The sequence below is a fragment of the Stenotrophomonas sp. Ste96 genome (assembly GCF_024519495.1).
GTDB lineage: Bacteria > Pseudomonadota > Gammaproteobacteria > Xanthomonadales > Xanthomonadaceae > Stenotrophomonas > Stenotrophomonas bentonitica_A.
Genome location: NZ_JALJRX010000004.1, coordinates 147,519 through 161,161, shown reverse-complemented (window position 1 = coordinate 161,161; position 13,643 = coordinate 147,519). Strand labels below are relative to the sequence as shown.

At 62.7% G+C, this 13,643-nt stretch carries 12 protein-coding genes; 3 read left to right on the top strand and 9 right to left on the bottom strand.

Annotation, left to right across the window (positions count from 1 at the left end; translation table 11 throughout):
- Positions 1 to 6: 6 nt before the first annotated feature.
- The 7 genes from OC373_RS12865 to OC373_RS12835 all read right to left on the bottom strand — a co-directional run bounded on the left by OC373_RS12865 (position 7) and on the right by OC373_RS12835 (position 9,198).
- Positions 7 to 1,146 carry a hypothetical protein gene (locus OC373_RS12865; RefSeq protein WP_197581836.1) on the bottom strand — a complete coding sequence of 380 codons (1,140 nt, stop codon included), beginning with the start codon at positions 1,144 to 1,146 and terminating at the stop codon, positions 7 to 9.
- 122 nt (positions 1,147 to 1,268) lie between these two features.
- A complete protein-coding gene (locus OC373_RS12860; RefSeq protein ID WP_234500056.1) occupies positions 1,269 to 3,326 on the bottom strand; it encodes a class I SAM-dependent DNA methyltransferase in 2,058 nt (685 codons plus the stop codon).
- Positions 3,327 to 3,337: 11 nt separating this feature from the next.
- The gene (locus OC373_RS12855; protein WP_197581834.1) at positions 3,338 to 3,787 is read right to left on the bottom strand and encodes a hypothetical protein; all 450 of its coding nucleotides are present in this window, start codon (positions 3,785 to 3,787) and stop codon (positions 3,338 to 3,340) included.
- 6 nt (positions 3,788 to 3,793) lie between these two features.
- Positions 3,794 to 5,635: a hypothetical protein gene (locus OC373_RS12850; RefSeq protein WP_197581832.1), complete on the bottom strand. Its 1,842-nt coding sequence runs from the start codon at positions 5,633 to 5,635 to the stop codon at positions 3,794 to 3,796.
- Positions 5,628 to 7,208, bottom strand: a complete 1,581-nt coding sequence (locus OC373_RS12845; RefSeq protein ID WP_234500160.1) for a site-specific integrase — start codon at positions 7,206 to 7,208, stop codon at positions 5,628 to 5,630. The genes OC373_RS12850 and OC373_RS12845 overlap by 8 nt, the downstream gene beginning before the upstream one ends.
- Positions 7,195 to 8,517, bottom strand: coding sequence for a site-specific integrase (locus OC373_RS12840; RefSeq protein WP_234500060.1), 1,323 nt, complete (start codon positions 8,515 to 8,517; stop codon positions 7,195 to 7,197). Before OC373_RS12840 ends, OC373_RS12845 begins: the two co-directional genes overlap by 14 nt.
- Positions 8,518 to 8,658: 141 nt before the next feature.
- The gene (locus OC373_RS12835) at positions 8,659 to 9,198 is read right to left on the bottom strand and encodes a single-stranded DNA-binding protein (RefSeq protein ID WP_019185702.1); all 540 of its coding nucleotides are present in this window, start codon (positions 9,196 to 9,198) and stop codon (positions 8,659 to 8,661) included.
- Between the two features lie 313 nt (positions 9,199 to 9,511).
- Between OC373_RS12835 and OC373_RS12830 the strand changes: the two genes are divergently transcribed.
- Positions 9,512 to 10,543, top strand: a complete 1,032-nt coding sequence (locus OC373_RS12830; RefSeq protein WP_019185701.1) for a LacI family DNA-binding transcriptional regulator — start codon at positions 9,512 to 9,514, stop codon at positions 10,541 to 10,543.
- 6 nt (positions 10,544 to 10,549) lie between these two features.
- Here OC373_RS12830 and OC373_RS12825 read toward each other — a convergent pair whose 3' ends face one another.
- Positions 10,550 to 12,046 carry a serine hydrolase domain-containing protein gene (locus OC373_RS12825; RefSeq protein WP_070426822.1) on the bottom strand — a complete coding sequence of 499 codons (1,497 nt, stop codon included), beginning with the start codon at positions 12,044 to 12,046 and terminating at the stop codon, positions 10,550 to 10,552.
- Positions 12,047 to 12,186: 140 nt separating this feature from the next.
- Positions 12,187 to 12,513 (bottom strand): hypothetical protein, encoded by a 327-nt coding sequence (locus OC373_RS12820; protein WP_019185699.1) that lies wholly within the window; start codon positions 12,511 to 12,513, stop codon positions 12,187 to 12,189.
- Positions 12,514 to 12,626: 113 nt separating this feature from the next.
- Here OC373_RS12820 and OC373_RS12815 point away from each other — a divergent pair, with 113 nt between their 5' ends.
- Together OC373_RS12815 and OC373_RS12810 are read left to right on the top strand one after the other, a co-directional pair.
- On the top strand, positions 12,627 to 13,226 hold the full coding sequence (locus OC373_RS12815; protein WP_070426821.1) for a sigma-70 family RNA polymerase sigma factor: 600 nt from the start codon (positions 12,627 to 12,629) through the stop codon (positions 13,224 to 13,226).
- Positions 13,223 to 13,639 carry a hypothetical protein gene (locus OC373_RS12810; RefSeq protein ID WP_070426820.1) on the top strand — a complete coding sequence of 139 codons (417 nt, stop codon included), beginning with the start codon at positions 13,223 to 13,225 and terminating at the stop codon, positions 13,637 to 13,639. The genes OC373_RS12815 and OC373_RS12810 overlap by 4 nt, the downstream gene beginning before the upstream one ends.
- Positions 13,640 to 13,643 lie beyond the last annotated feature (4 nt).

The window sequence follows — 13,643 nt, the reverse complement described above, 5'->3', positions numbered from 1 at the left end:
GTGTCCTTAGGCCGCGGGGCGCAGGTCGATCTTGCCGGTGACGGCAGCAGTGATGAGGGCAGTGCGGTGTTCGCGCAGTAGGTCGATCGAGCGCTCAGTCTTGGCGATCAGGGTGTCGATGCGGGTGGTGGCGCGGTCGAGATGCGCGACGATTTCCCGTTGCTCATCGATAGGTGGCAGGAACACCTTGGCAAGGCGAAGGAGTGGCCACTTAACTTGGCGCTGAATATCACCGACTCCCTGGGAACTGAGCATCATTTCATCAACGAACCGCTTTTCCCGGAACTGGTAGTTCGCGAAGTCGGGGTTCAGATCCTTAGACAGCTCGAACACAAGATAGGCGGGGCTAACAATGCCGCGGTGTTTGGACACACCGACCGAGCCGCGCCAGGCCTGCTGGTTGTTGAGCACAAAGTTGCCGGGCTCAACAAGCTGGTAAGCGTCCAGAGACTCACTAGGTTTGTGAACAAGACCACCGCCCTCGCTGTAGGGGATTACGCCACGATCCAAGTAAACCGACATGAGGCCAACATTCTGATGACTAGTTCGGGAGATCTGACGGGAGACTGTCCAGAAGTTGCTAACATTCCAATGCTTCGGAAGGTCTAGGCCGCTGGCAGAACCACTGGCCTTCATCGCTACACTACGATCCAGCCCCTTGGTCACAGCGTGCGTGATCATGGCCTGGCGCTTCTCGCGCAGTAGCCCAATGAAGCGGGTCTTCTTGGCGACCAGGGCGTCAATGCGGGTAGTGGCGCGCTCGAGGTGGGAGGCGATTTCCCGTTGCTCTGTGATTGGCGGAAGAAACACCTTCGCGAGGCGAAGTAAAGGCCACTTCACTTGGCGCTGAATATCGCCTACACCTTGGGAGCTAAGCATCATTTCATCGACGAACCGAGTTTCCCGGAACTGATAGTTCGCGAAGGTGGGGTCCAGCTCCTTGGACAGCTCAAAGATGAGGTAAGCAGGACTGACAATGCCGCGGTGCTTGGACACGCCAACAGAACCGCGCCAGGCCTGCTGGTTGTTGAGGACGAAGTTGCCTGGTTCGACAAGCTGGTACGCGTCAAGCGACTCGCTTGGCTTGTGGACGAGACCGCCGCCCTCGCTATATGGGATCACCCCACGATCCAAGTAAACCGACATGAGACCCGCATCTGGGAGGCCAGATCGGGAGACTTGGCGAGCTACAGTCCAGAACTTGGTGACATTCCAATGCTTCGGTATGTCCATTCCACTGGCGGAGCCGCTCGCTTTCATTGGCTCGCTCATTCCGCCACCTCATCCAGCAGTGCGGCGATGTCTTTCTCCACCGCCTTCAACTCGGCGTCGATCTCATGCAGGTCGCGCGGCGGCACGTACTTGTAGAAACAACGGTTGAAGTTGATCTCGTAGCCGACCTTACCCACTTCTCCATCCTCATCATCCGTGAAGCTGGCATCCACCCACGCGCCCTGCACGTGGGGCAGCACCTCAGCATCCATATAGGCGTCGATAGGTCGATCCAGCGGAACGGTCTCGAAGTCTTCCAGGTCCTTGTCGGCTACGAAATTGCCATCGGCATCCAGCACTTCGGGCGCATTGGGGTCGCGCACGCCCAGCGAGGTTTCCAGAGCGATGGCCAAGGGCTTGGCGATCTTCGGCAGGCCAACCTCCCTGGCCATTGCCGGGAGGTCGGCGAACCAGGTGTAGGGGTGGGTCTGGCCCAGGTACTTGCGCAGCAGGGTGAGCCAGGTCTTCTGCTCCATCTCATTGAGCTTGGCGAAGGCCTTGCTGGTCGCCAAAGTGGCAAGACCTTCCTCAGTCACCTTACCCACCAGTCGCAGCGGTCGCTGTACCTTGACCCGGCGATAGCCGAAATCGCGGTAGTCCACGATCCGGACATTCTCGCCGGGCGTGCAGTCGGCATAGAGCCGTGCGATGTCTTGGATCTGCGCATCGCTCACGTAGCGGCGCTTATTACCTTCCGCCTTGCGCATCGGACTGTGCATCTCGGTTGCGTCGATCAGCTGAATCTTGCCGCGGCGGTCTTCAGGCTTGTTGTTGGTCAACAGCCAGATGTACGTGCCGATGCCGGTACGGAAGAAGATGTCATTGGGCAGGGCGACGATCGTCTCGACGTAGTCCTTCTCTAGCAGCCAACGACGGATCTGCGACTCACTGTGTCCATGACCGCCTGCGGTGCCGGTGAAAAGTGGTGATCCCGACAGAATGATGGCCGCGCGCCCGCCGCCCTTTGCGGGGTGCTCCAGCTTGGAGATCAGGTGCTGGATGAAGAGCATGGAGCCGTCGGACACGCGCGGAGTGCCTGCACCGAACCGGCCCTCGAAGCCCTTCTCCTTGGCCTCTCGTTCGACGAACGCTTGGTCCTTCTCCCACTTCTTCCCGAACGGCGGGTTAGATAGGCAGTAGTGGAAGCGTTGTCCGGCGTATGCGTCCTGGGAGAGCGTAGACTTGGGGCCGGCGATGTTGGCGGCCAGGTCGCGCGATGGTTCGGTCTCCAAGCGGCGCAGCAGCATGTTGGCGAGCGCCACGGCGTGAGTTTCCGGTTCCAGTTCCTGGCCGAACGGGATCATGACAGGCGGGGCCTTGCCCTGGGCGGCAAAGCCGTCCACGTAGTTCATGGCATCGGTGAGAAAGCCACCGGTGCCGCATGTGGGGTCGTAGAGGGTGCGGATTAAGCCGGGATTGTTGCGGAACAACGCATCGTCCGGATCCAGCAACAGAGTCGTGGCCAGGTGAACGACATCGCGCGGCGTCATGAAGTCTTCGGCGGCCTCGTTCACTTCGGAGCCGAACCGGCGGATCAGGTGCTCGTAGATGTTGGACATCACCCGGTCGGGCACGACATCCGGATGCAGGTCGGTGTTGGCAAAGTTCTGGCAGATCTTGAACAGGATGTCGGCGCGCGCGAGCCGAGCGATCGTGTCGGTGAAATTGAACTGGTCGAAGATGACGCGTGCGTTGTCCGAGAAGGCTGCGACGTAGGCCTCCAGGTTGGACTTGGTCTTGGTGGCGCCCAAGGTGGCCAGCGAGTACTGCGAGGTGTTGTAGAAAGGCAGGCCAGCCTTCTGGCGCAGGATCAAGTCGGTATCCAGCCCCTTGTCCTTGAACTTGGCGTAGGTATCGCGGACGACGGCACGCGTGGGCTCCAGCACGCATTCCAGACGGCGCAACAGCGTGAATGGGAGGATGATCTTGCCGAAGTCAGTGTGCTTGAAGTCGCCCCACAGGTCCTCGGCGTTCTTCCAGATGAAGCTGGCCAGGACGGTGTCCGACGCCTTAGGGGCTTCGGTGAGTCTCAGAGCAGTACTGGCATCTTTCATTTTATTCATAGTCATTTTGGTCTTGCAGAAAATTTTTTAGATGCGCGGGAGCGGCCAGATCGATTAACCTCGGGCAATGGCTTGTCCCAAGCGAGCAGATCCATTCGCATATTGTTGGCATAAGCGTTGTATTGCCAGCGACGATACTGATCAAGCAACAGATTATTCGTCTCTTCAAGCCGCTTTACCTGTGCTTCCAGATCAGCAATCCGCCGGATCGCGGAATCCAGCGTGAAGTCTCGTGGGAGTGCATCCCTCGCCTCTCGCAAGTCCTTCTGTCGCTGCTGAAACCGCTCTTTGATGGCGGGGTAGAGGTACATCGTGTGCTTCGAAATCGCTGAGACGTCCAGCACCTTTGCGACACGCTCGCAAAAAAGTGGCCAAGTGAGCTTGCCTTCCCAGCGATCAAGCTCACGCATGATCTTTGGCAGCGTGGTCTTGGTGATGATTTTCTTCGGCATGGCGGATCAGGTCAGGGCAAATGGAATCATCTTCGGAACAAGCGCCTCCATGGAGGGCGCCTCTACCACGCCAAGATCCATGAGGGCACGACGAACCGGAGAGGGGTCGTGCCCCTCCGGAATCCTGAGGACCGCGCCTTCCGGAACGCTGGGATTCTCCAACGCCATCCGCATTGCCTTGACGTGAGCCAGCTTCCATTTGTGATTGTCCACCCAGCGGTCGGCACCAAAGTCGCCATCCTCATGAGCCTTCTTGGCCTGCTGGAGCAAAGCTTCCGTCTGCGCCTCCAGCAGACGAATCCTCTCCAACGTCACGTGGTCCCCCTTGATGCATACGTGCTCCTTGCAGGTCATGCACTCCCGTTGCTTCTGGCACGGGGCCATGGCGTAGTCATGGACGCACATGCCATAGAGCGTTGCCTTGGCCGTTCCCGGCCGATCAACCCCGAGTTCCTGGTAAGTCACCGGCTGGCGATGCTTGATGCGCTCCGGCATCTGTACGGGTCGGTTCGCAAGCAGCTCGCGCGACGCTTCTAGGCGCTCCTCGGGCGAGCGATGGTCGTAATGGTGGTTGTCGGACACCCGAGCTCTGCCCGCCCACTGCGCTAGGGTGTAGTCGTCCATGCCCGCTCGCTCCGATATCGTACTCAGCCAATGACGAAGCTGGTGCGAGGTCAGTTGGATGCGCGTGCCATCGACATTTCGCAGCCCCATTCGATCAAAGAGGGATAAGCTCTCGCGAGAGCCCAAGCGTCCATTTACCTCGTTTGCACTGGGAACGCGCCATGAGCTTGGCCGGATAGCCTTCTCGCGGCCGAACTCACTCTCCCGATGCAAACACAGCGCGTCCCAGGCTTTCACTGTCTTCTTGTTATCGACGAAAGGCCAGTAGAAGCCTCCAAACTCCTGGATGAGGCCTGCCCCTGTCGACGGCCGCACCGAGCGTTGGAACGCCTTCCGGGCCGCCTCGCGCGCCGGTCCACCAATCTCGATCAAACGGCGGACAGCCTCCTTCACGACGTCATGCATCGCGGGCACGACCCACTTCTTCGTCGCACCTTTCCCCTTGGCTGCATGCCAACGCAGGAACATTTGGGACTCTCCCACGTCATCGGCCTCCCATTGAATGCAATCCGTGGGCAGCTTAAGGACTTCGGAGATGCGGGCTGGCACGGCCATCAGCAGGACGAAGATCGACGAGTAGAACCGGCTTTCCGGGTCGCCCGCCTGTGCGAACACGTCGGCGACCGCCAGCATGGCCTCATTCGAAGGGAGCTTTGCCTTCCGGTGCGCACGCCCCGCCTCGCCCAGATCTTCGGTCAGGATAACCGGCTTCTTGAACGGCGACTTCCAAGCCGGAAGTGAGGGAACCAGGTGCTTTTCACGTAGGAAGTCAAAGATGGCCTGCATATGCAGCCCGGTCTTGTGGTGCACATCTTCGCTGGAATAGAGCTCCCGGCATTTGGTGGCGCAAACGTCCATCGAAGCCCCTGTCAGCATTACTACATCTGCATGGCCACAAGCCGCCAGCAGTCCCGCTTCCAAGCAACGGAGAGCTTGGAGCATCATCGCTAGACTCTTCACCGGCTTATGGCTGTAGCGATAGCGGATGTACGCCTTGGCGAACTGCTTCAACGGCTCGGCCATGGGCGTAAAGGAATAGCTATCGAGGGGCGCCGTCCTCGTGGCGAATACAACGGTGGTTTCGTTGTGCTGCCACTTGTCGCAGTCCCAGGCACCGCCGCTGGAAAAAGCCGTGAGTTCGTCTCTTGCCAGCCGAATGAACTCGACGAGGTTGGCAGCGGCATCGCGGTCGGCACGAGGTACGAACTGGACGACCTCACCCATGGCCATCGGCCTCCAACAGGCCCACGCCGGACACACGCGTGCTAGCCCCCTTGCACATCGCAGCGCAGTGCTCGACGGCGAGGATCAGCTGGTCGTTGGCATTCACGACAACGTCCGCGCAGCCCGCCGCACGGGCGCGTCCCTTCTCGGCGTAGAGGTCAGCGAGCACTTCCTCGTGCGGCCCATGAACCCAGGGCTGGAAGTGATAGCAGGTGTAGCAGGCGCGGTAACCACTGGCGCAGAAACCATAGTTCCCACAGGTCCCCACTGCGTGCTGCCGGTCGTTCGGCACGCGACTGCGGGGATTATCCCCCCGAATGGCCTCGCGCTCCGAGTGGACCAGCCTACCCAGGCAGGCCTGCGCAAAAGGGGCTAGCTGCGCACCGATCAGCTCATTGATGACTACCGCCTCCTGGGCCGTGTTCTCTGTGTACACGCGCACGTTCTGGATGTCAGAGTGATCCAGCAGTTCGGCAATGATGAACGCACTAAAGCCCTCGCGGCGAAGCTTGGTGCCACGCGTGTGTCGGAATCGCGTTGCAGAGAGGTGAATGAACTCGCCGGTGCGCTCGGAGCGTGCGGTCGAAGCTTTCGCGCAACGTTGCAGCGCATTCGCAAGTGTGTCGGTAGTTGCGTGCAGTCGATCGGGCGCGACGCCCTTCAGGAGGTCCGTTAGCTCGTGGACATGCCCTACCCCCTCGAGCCGCTTGCTATTGAGAAAGATCGGCACTTCGCCTGCCAGCGCGGGATCAACTGATCGTCCGATGGCTTCGGATACTGCGGCAACGGACTTCCTATGCTGCTGCCGAAGCACCAGATAAAGATCTTCGAGTATGGCCAGGGACCTGAAGGCACCACGAAACGTGAGGCCGCGTTGCTTGGCTCGCGGAACGTGGAGCCTGAACATTGATGCGCGCACACCAGGCTCCCGAATCAGATCCCGGCCCCTTAAGGCCGCGATCTGGACAGGACGTCGCGCGGTCATCACCAAGGTGAGCAAGTAGGCGTAGTCCTCAAATGCGATGTCCTTCCGGGCTACTGCCTGGTTCGCCCAATCCAAAAGTGCAGCCATCTCGAGGTCGGTGTAGGGCCCGCTGTCCGGGCAGCCACTGGCCACGGCCACACCCTTTTCGTTCCCCTGGATTCGCCAGCCTTGGAGCAAGTCGACGACCTCCTTGGAGACTCCCTCAAACCCGTAGTCGTGCCAGGCCAACAAGAAGCCCTTGAGTCCGCCCAGCTGATATTGCTCGTCTGGCGCAAGTCTCGCGCGCCAGTTAATGAGGTTGATCACCGTAACCTGCGACGCTCCCGTGTCCCGCAGGTATCGCTTGAATCGCGTAGCCATGTTTTCGGTGTGTCGCGCAGATGCCTCTTCCGCGTAACGCAACAACGTGGCGCGAAAGCCGGCTTCGGTTGTCGGGTCAATAGTCCCAGGAAGGACTAGTGCAATCTGCACGTCCTTGTTCAATCGCCAGTGGTCACCCGAAGAATCGAACGGGTAGCCGTCCATTGACACCGTCGCAGCAGCAGCCTTCCTCGCGATATCGAGCTGCTTCGGCTTAACGCGGATCATCGTCGTTTTCCTTGGCGTTCTCACGTCGCTTCAATCCGGTCTGCACCTGACGAACGGCTTTGTCACTGGCTTCGCGGATGTGGCGCCGGTTGTACGTCGCGCCCGAGGCCCTGCTGCGATGACCGTTCAGAAACGCACGAACATCCAGCTCCCTTGCCTCACTGATCAGCACCGACTCAGTATCGTCCTTCGACCGGACCTTGGCGTTGTGCTGATCGATGCTGACGGAAATCTCGTAGTTGAAGTGGTGCCGAAAGGCGTGGGGATGGATCGCTTCGAAGGCGGGATCCACCGCGCGCATACGGGAAAAGATCTGGCTGTTGAGGGCGGAGTTTGAGAGCGGCTTGCCCCATGTGCTGCCCTTCCGATGCGAGACAAGCAGGTAGGGATGCCGTCGAGCCGGGCCGATCTGGGCACGCACCTTCAGCATGTAACGGTCGATCTGGTTGGCGAGCGTCTCAGGCAGCGGCAAAGGGCGCTCTTTGGTCTTGGTTACCGGCTGGTAGCGTCGCGAGTCATGCTTGTCGTCCTGATTGCGCCGAACCCAGACGTGCGGTTCGTGGCCCAAGTCGAACTGATCGAGCCGCAGACTCAGCAGCTCCCCTCGCCGCATTCCGGTGTGTCGCAGCAGCCCAAAAATGATGGCATTGCGGAGTTGGACGTCCGGGTGTCGGAACGGATTGCGCAGGTCACCCTCGGCGCCTATCGCCATGAACCGCTCGACGAGCTCGGAGGGAGGCGAACGCAGTTCCGAATCGTCCTCTCGCTGCTTGGCCAACCCGCGTGGCCGGTGCTTGCGAATGGTCTTGGCCATCCGCGCGATTTCCTGTGCGGTTTGCGTCGAGCTCAGATGGAGGGTGACGACCGACGCCGTGAACTCCAGGTAGTCGGCGAACGTGCTGATGCGATTGAAGTGCTGCTGCCCACCGATGGTGGCCAGAGCCGGACTCGACCCAACTGTCGCTTCCAGGAAGTCCACGACACCGGTCTTGCGTGCCCCTGCCTTTTCCTCCGCGGCAGGCTGCTGATACCGCATGTCGAGCTTGGCGAAATCCCGCAGCGAGGCAATGTCTGCCACCGTGAGAAAGCTGCCATTTCGGAACTCTGAGATCAGGTCGCGGCCATGGAGTTGCTCCCATCGCAGGAGCACGACGAGATCGGCCAGCTTGTTTCGGATCGTGTTGACGGCCGCCCCGGCATTGCGGAGCTGGGAGGTGGCGAACAGAGTCGGATAGAACAGCGGCACTCCCTGCTCGTCGTGAAGCATCGGCACTCGCTCCCCCTCGCCAAGCACATGGACCGAAAGCACGGGCACTCCTTCCTCTACCATTCCCCATGTGCATGACTATATCAGACTTATTTCACCACGCGAGAACCATGGAGAAAAGAAAGAGCCCCGTAAAACGGGGCTCCTCTTAGATCTTCATCAACACTTGTACATAGGTGTTGTCTAGAACGGAATATCGTCATCAGCGAAGTCGTCCATCGGCGGCGCCGACTGCTGCGGAGCCTGCTGCTGCGGGCGCTGCTGGCCGTAGCCACCACCACCACCGCCACGCTGACCACCACCGCCGCCGCCGCCACCGCCGTACTCCTGGCGCGGGGCCTGCTGGCGCTGCGGACGTTCGCCGCCACCGCCACCGCCACCACCGCCTTCACGGCCGCCGAGCATCTGCATTTCATCGGCGATGATGTCGGTGGAATACTTCTCCACGCCATCCTGACCGGTGTACTTGTCGTAACGCAGGCTGCCTTCGACGTAGACCGAGCTGCCCTTGCGCAGGTACTCACCAGCGATCTCGCCGAGCTTGCCGAAGAACACCACGCGGTGCCATTCGGTACGCTCCTGCTGGTTGCCATCCTTGTCCTTGCGGACGCTGGTGGTGGCCAGGCTGATGCGGGTGATCGCCATACCGCCCTGGGTGTACTTCACGTCCGGGTCGTTGCCGAGGTTGCCGACCAGGATGACTTTATTGATGCCGCGCGCCATAGGGTTGCTCTTCCGTTGTCCGAGGGCAGGCCGCAGTCATATCACAGCCCCGGGCGGGGTGCAGATCTGCCGGGCCGCCCTTGGGAGAATTGGGGGGGATCCAGATTGCACCATCTTATCATCGCCGCCGTCCCCGACCCTGTCGGAATTCCGGCCGGGAACGACCGGAAACCTGCTCGAGCCATATGCCGCAACGGTGACGGCGGTTCAGTCCCTGCGCCGCAGGCCGCTGGCCGCCAGCCCGAGGGACCTCCCGGCCCCGCCATCACGGTGCATGGCATGATGTCGCTTCACCGTCTCCCCGCCTGCTGAAATGACCATCCGCGGTAAAGCCACCTCCCTCGATATCGCCCACCTGGCCGGCGTCTCCCAGCCCACGGTGTCGCGGGCGCTGCGCGGCAGCCCGATGGTCAACGCCGAAACCCGGCAGCGGATCCTGGCCATCGCCCGGGAGCTGAACTACAAGGTCGACAAGAACGCCTCCAGCCTGCGCCTGCGCAATGCCGGCACACTGGCCCTGCTGTTCTTCGAGGACCCGACCAATGACGATTCGCTGATCAACCCCTTCTTCCACGCGATGCTCGGCTCGATCACGCGGGCCTGCGCGCTGCGCGGTTATGACCTGCTGGTCTCCTTCCAGCAGCTGTCCACCGACTGGCAGGCCGATTACGAGGACAGCAACAAGGCCGACGGCATCATCCTGCTCGGCTATGGCGATTACCACGAGTCGCGCGAGCGGCTGCAGCGGCTGGTCGAGCAAGGCACCCACTTCGTGCGCTGGGGCGCTTCCCTGCCCGACCAGCCCGGTGTCTCGATCGGCAGCGACAACTTCCAGGGCGGTTTCGACATCACCGCCCACCTGCTCGACCAGGGCTGCCGCCGGATCGCGTTCGTCGGCCATGCCTCCAGCCACTATCCCGAGTTCGAGCAGCGCTATCGCGGCCACGTCGAAGCAATGCGGGCGCGAGGCCTCACCGCCGAGCCCTCGCTGCAGCACGATGCGATCACCACCGAGCAGTCCGGCTTCGATGCCTGCCAGGCGCTGCTGGCGCGCGGTGAGCGTATCGATGGGCTGTGCGCGGCCAGCGACCTGATCGCGATCGGTGCGATGCGCGCCCTGCGCGAGCATGGCCTGCGCGTGCCGGAGGACGTGGCGGTCACCGGCTTCGATGACATCCCGCTGGCCGCCTCGGTGTCCCCGCCGCTGTCCACGGTGCAGCAGGACACCAAGCAGGCCGGGCACCTGCTGGTGGAAAAGCTGTTGGCGCTGATCGACGGCCAGCCGGTGGAAGGCCAGAGCATCGCGGTGAAGCAGGTGCTGCGGGAATCCTCGCTGCGCCGCTGAGTCCGTTCAGGGCACCCGCTGGAAGCTCAGGCTCTCGAAGCTGAGGGACCGCGCCTGGCCATCGGCCACGTGGAAGGTCAGCCAGTTGCCGCTGTTGGGGACGAACTCGACCCGGACCTGGTCAAGGTGTTCGCCCGCGGTGGCCACCGCGTCCAGCTGCCCCCAACGCAGCCGCAGTGCCTGGTCACCGGCCGCTTCGACGTTCATCTCGCCGAGCAGCGGGTGCACGTATCTGCCCACGTAGCCATCGCGCGGCAACGTTCGCAGCCACGGGCGTGCCTGGATCGCCTGGCGCTGACGCGCCATGTTCCGCTGCGCCTGGGCCGCCGTTGCCTGCAGGGCCAGGAAGCGGGCGGCGGAGCTCGCTGCGATCCCCTGCTCATGGAGCAGCACGCCATACACGTGATCGGCGATGAGATTGGTCAGCGGTGCGCCCAGCAGGTCCTCGTTGTTGAGCACCACCAGTGCGATGTTCTGATCAGGCATGAAGGACAGGTGCGCGTGGAAGCCGGCGAATCCGCCGAAGTGGTGCAGCAGCCGGTGGCCTTTGTACTGCCCGGTGTACCAGCCCCAGGCATAACCATCGCGCGCAAAGTCCAGATAGCGCGCGCTCAGCGCGACCTGCCGCTGCTGCGAACGGCTGATCACCTGCGGTGCGAAGGCCGGGGTGCCCGCGCACGGGAACTGCGCAATCAGGAACCGGGCCAGGTCCGGTGCGCTGGCGACCATGCCACCGGCCGCCTGCATCGTCCCGTCCGCTTTGCGCAGATACAGGGCCGTGGTCGGTTGCGCGCTGCCCAGTGAGTACGGCTTGGCCAGGGGCCAGCCCGCCGTTTGGGCACGGCTGATCCGGGTGCTGGTATGGCGCATGCCCAGCGGATCGAACACCGCGCGCTGCAACTGGTCCTGCCACGGCAGCGCGTCGTGCTGGTCCATCCAGATACTCAGCAGGTTGTAGCCGAGATTGGTGTAGCCGAAGGTGCCGTGGGGCGCGTCCGGGTCGCGCCGGGTCGCGCCCACCAGCGCCAGCCGCGAGGCAGCGTCATGCACGCCGCTGAAAGCAGTGGCCCAGACCAAGGCGGGGTTGTCCACGCCTGCGGTATGGGTGAGCAGATCACGCACGATGACCGCCTCGGCATCGATACCTTCCAGGCGCATCTGCGGAAACATCTGCTGGAGCGACATCGCCATGTCGAGCTCACCGGCGGCCTCCCTCTGCAGGGCGTTCAGCGCGAAGAACGGCTTGGTCGCCGAGGCGATGTAGAAGACGGTGTCGGCCGTGACCGGCGTACCGGCGGCAATGTCCGCCAAACCGTAGTAGCCCTCATGGATCACTTTGCCGTCCTTCACCACCACGACGGCGGTACCGGACGGCAAGCCGGTCGCGGCCTTGGTCTGTTCGATGAGGGCGGACAGCGGGGCGAAATCGAGCGGCGTGGCGGCGCCGACCGGAGACAGCACGGCCACGGCAAGGCCGGCACAGAGTGCCAGGATGCGTTTCATTCGAGGGTCCTGTTGCAGAGCAGCCGACAGCGGACCTGCCGGCTGGGGTGGGCGGCCGCATCCGCGGCCTGCGCCGGATACCGACGGTCAGGCCGCGGCGGACAACCGGCGGGCGATCGGTCGGGGGGCCGTACGCTGGCTTACTTCAAGCGGCGATCCAGCACGAAGTACACCACGTTGCCCAGACCGGTCGCCCCGAGCAGCAGCGCGATCGCACCCGGCGTGACCCGGTCGATGCCGAGCAGATCGACCAGCCCGAAGGCCAGGGCCAGGGTCAACATCACGCAGCCCCAATGCAGCGCGGCCAGCCGGCGCTTGGTGGTATCGCCGGCCAGCAGCGAACGCACCAGCTCTTCCGAGCCGCGGGCTTCGACGATACGGCGGCGCGTGTGGCCATCGACCACGCTCTTGATGGCATACACGATGCCGAGGATCAGGACGACGGGCAGAATCAGGTTGTAATCCATGGTGCGTTCGTTCCGTTGAGGAGGGGCTTGTCCACTGAGATACGGCCACGGCGGGATTGGTTGCACGGAACACGGTTGCAACCGGAGAGGCACTCGACGTATCTCTATGGAACATGCGCACGTCGCCGCCCCCTCCTGCCGACTGTCTCGATGCCGACCGGAAACTGGTCGACGCCATTCTGTCGCGCCAGCCCGGGGCGTTCGAGCAGCTGGTGCGGGAGTATCAAGGCCTTTGCTGGCGCGTGGTCGATCGCATGGTCCGCCACCCCGACGACACCCGCGAGCTGTGTCAGGAAGCCTTCCTGCGCATCCATCAGACGTTGCATCAATACCGCGGCGAGAGCGCACTGAAATCGTGGGTCGCGCAGGTTGCCTATTCGATTGCCAAGCGGCACCTGGAACGGCGACGCATCCCGCTGGTGGAGAACACCATGGGCGAGGACGGCACCGCATTGATCGAACAGATCGGCGATGGCATCGATCTGGAAGCACGTACCAGCGAGCAGGACATCAACGCGCACCTGCATGCGGCGATCGACGCCCTGCCGCCCCTGCAGCGCACCCTGCTCACGCTCTATCATCTGGAAGAGATCTCCATCGCCGAGATCGCCACCCTCACCGACCTGGCCGAAGGCACCATCAAGAGCCACCTGTTCCGCAGCCGCAAGCGGCTGCGCGAACTGCTCGAATCCCGCATTGGAGTGCCCGCATGAGCAGCACAGACGATTCCCGGATCGACCCCGACGAATGGCACGCCCAGGAACGCGGGCTGCGCGCGGCGCTGAGCGGCCAACGCGCCGGACCGGACGCCCCCGATTACCTGCGTATTGCCCAGGCGATCGCCTCTGCGCCGCAGAGCGGGCCGCCGATGCGCTTCGCCCGCGATGTCGCCGCGCACATCGCCCGGCATGACGCCGGGATCGAACGCTGGGTCTCCCGGGCCCTGCTGGGGGTGCTGGCGGTCGCGGTGCTGGCGTTGGTTTCGCTGTTCGGCCCGGCATGGTGGCGCGCGATCGAGCACGCCGCGGGCAGCGCGGCGACCGGGTGGCTGCTGGCTGGCGCAGCCTGCGTGGCGCTGTCGTGGCTGGCGGCCCGTTGGCGGGCGTCCGGCCGGAAGCACCCATGACTTA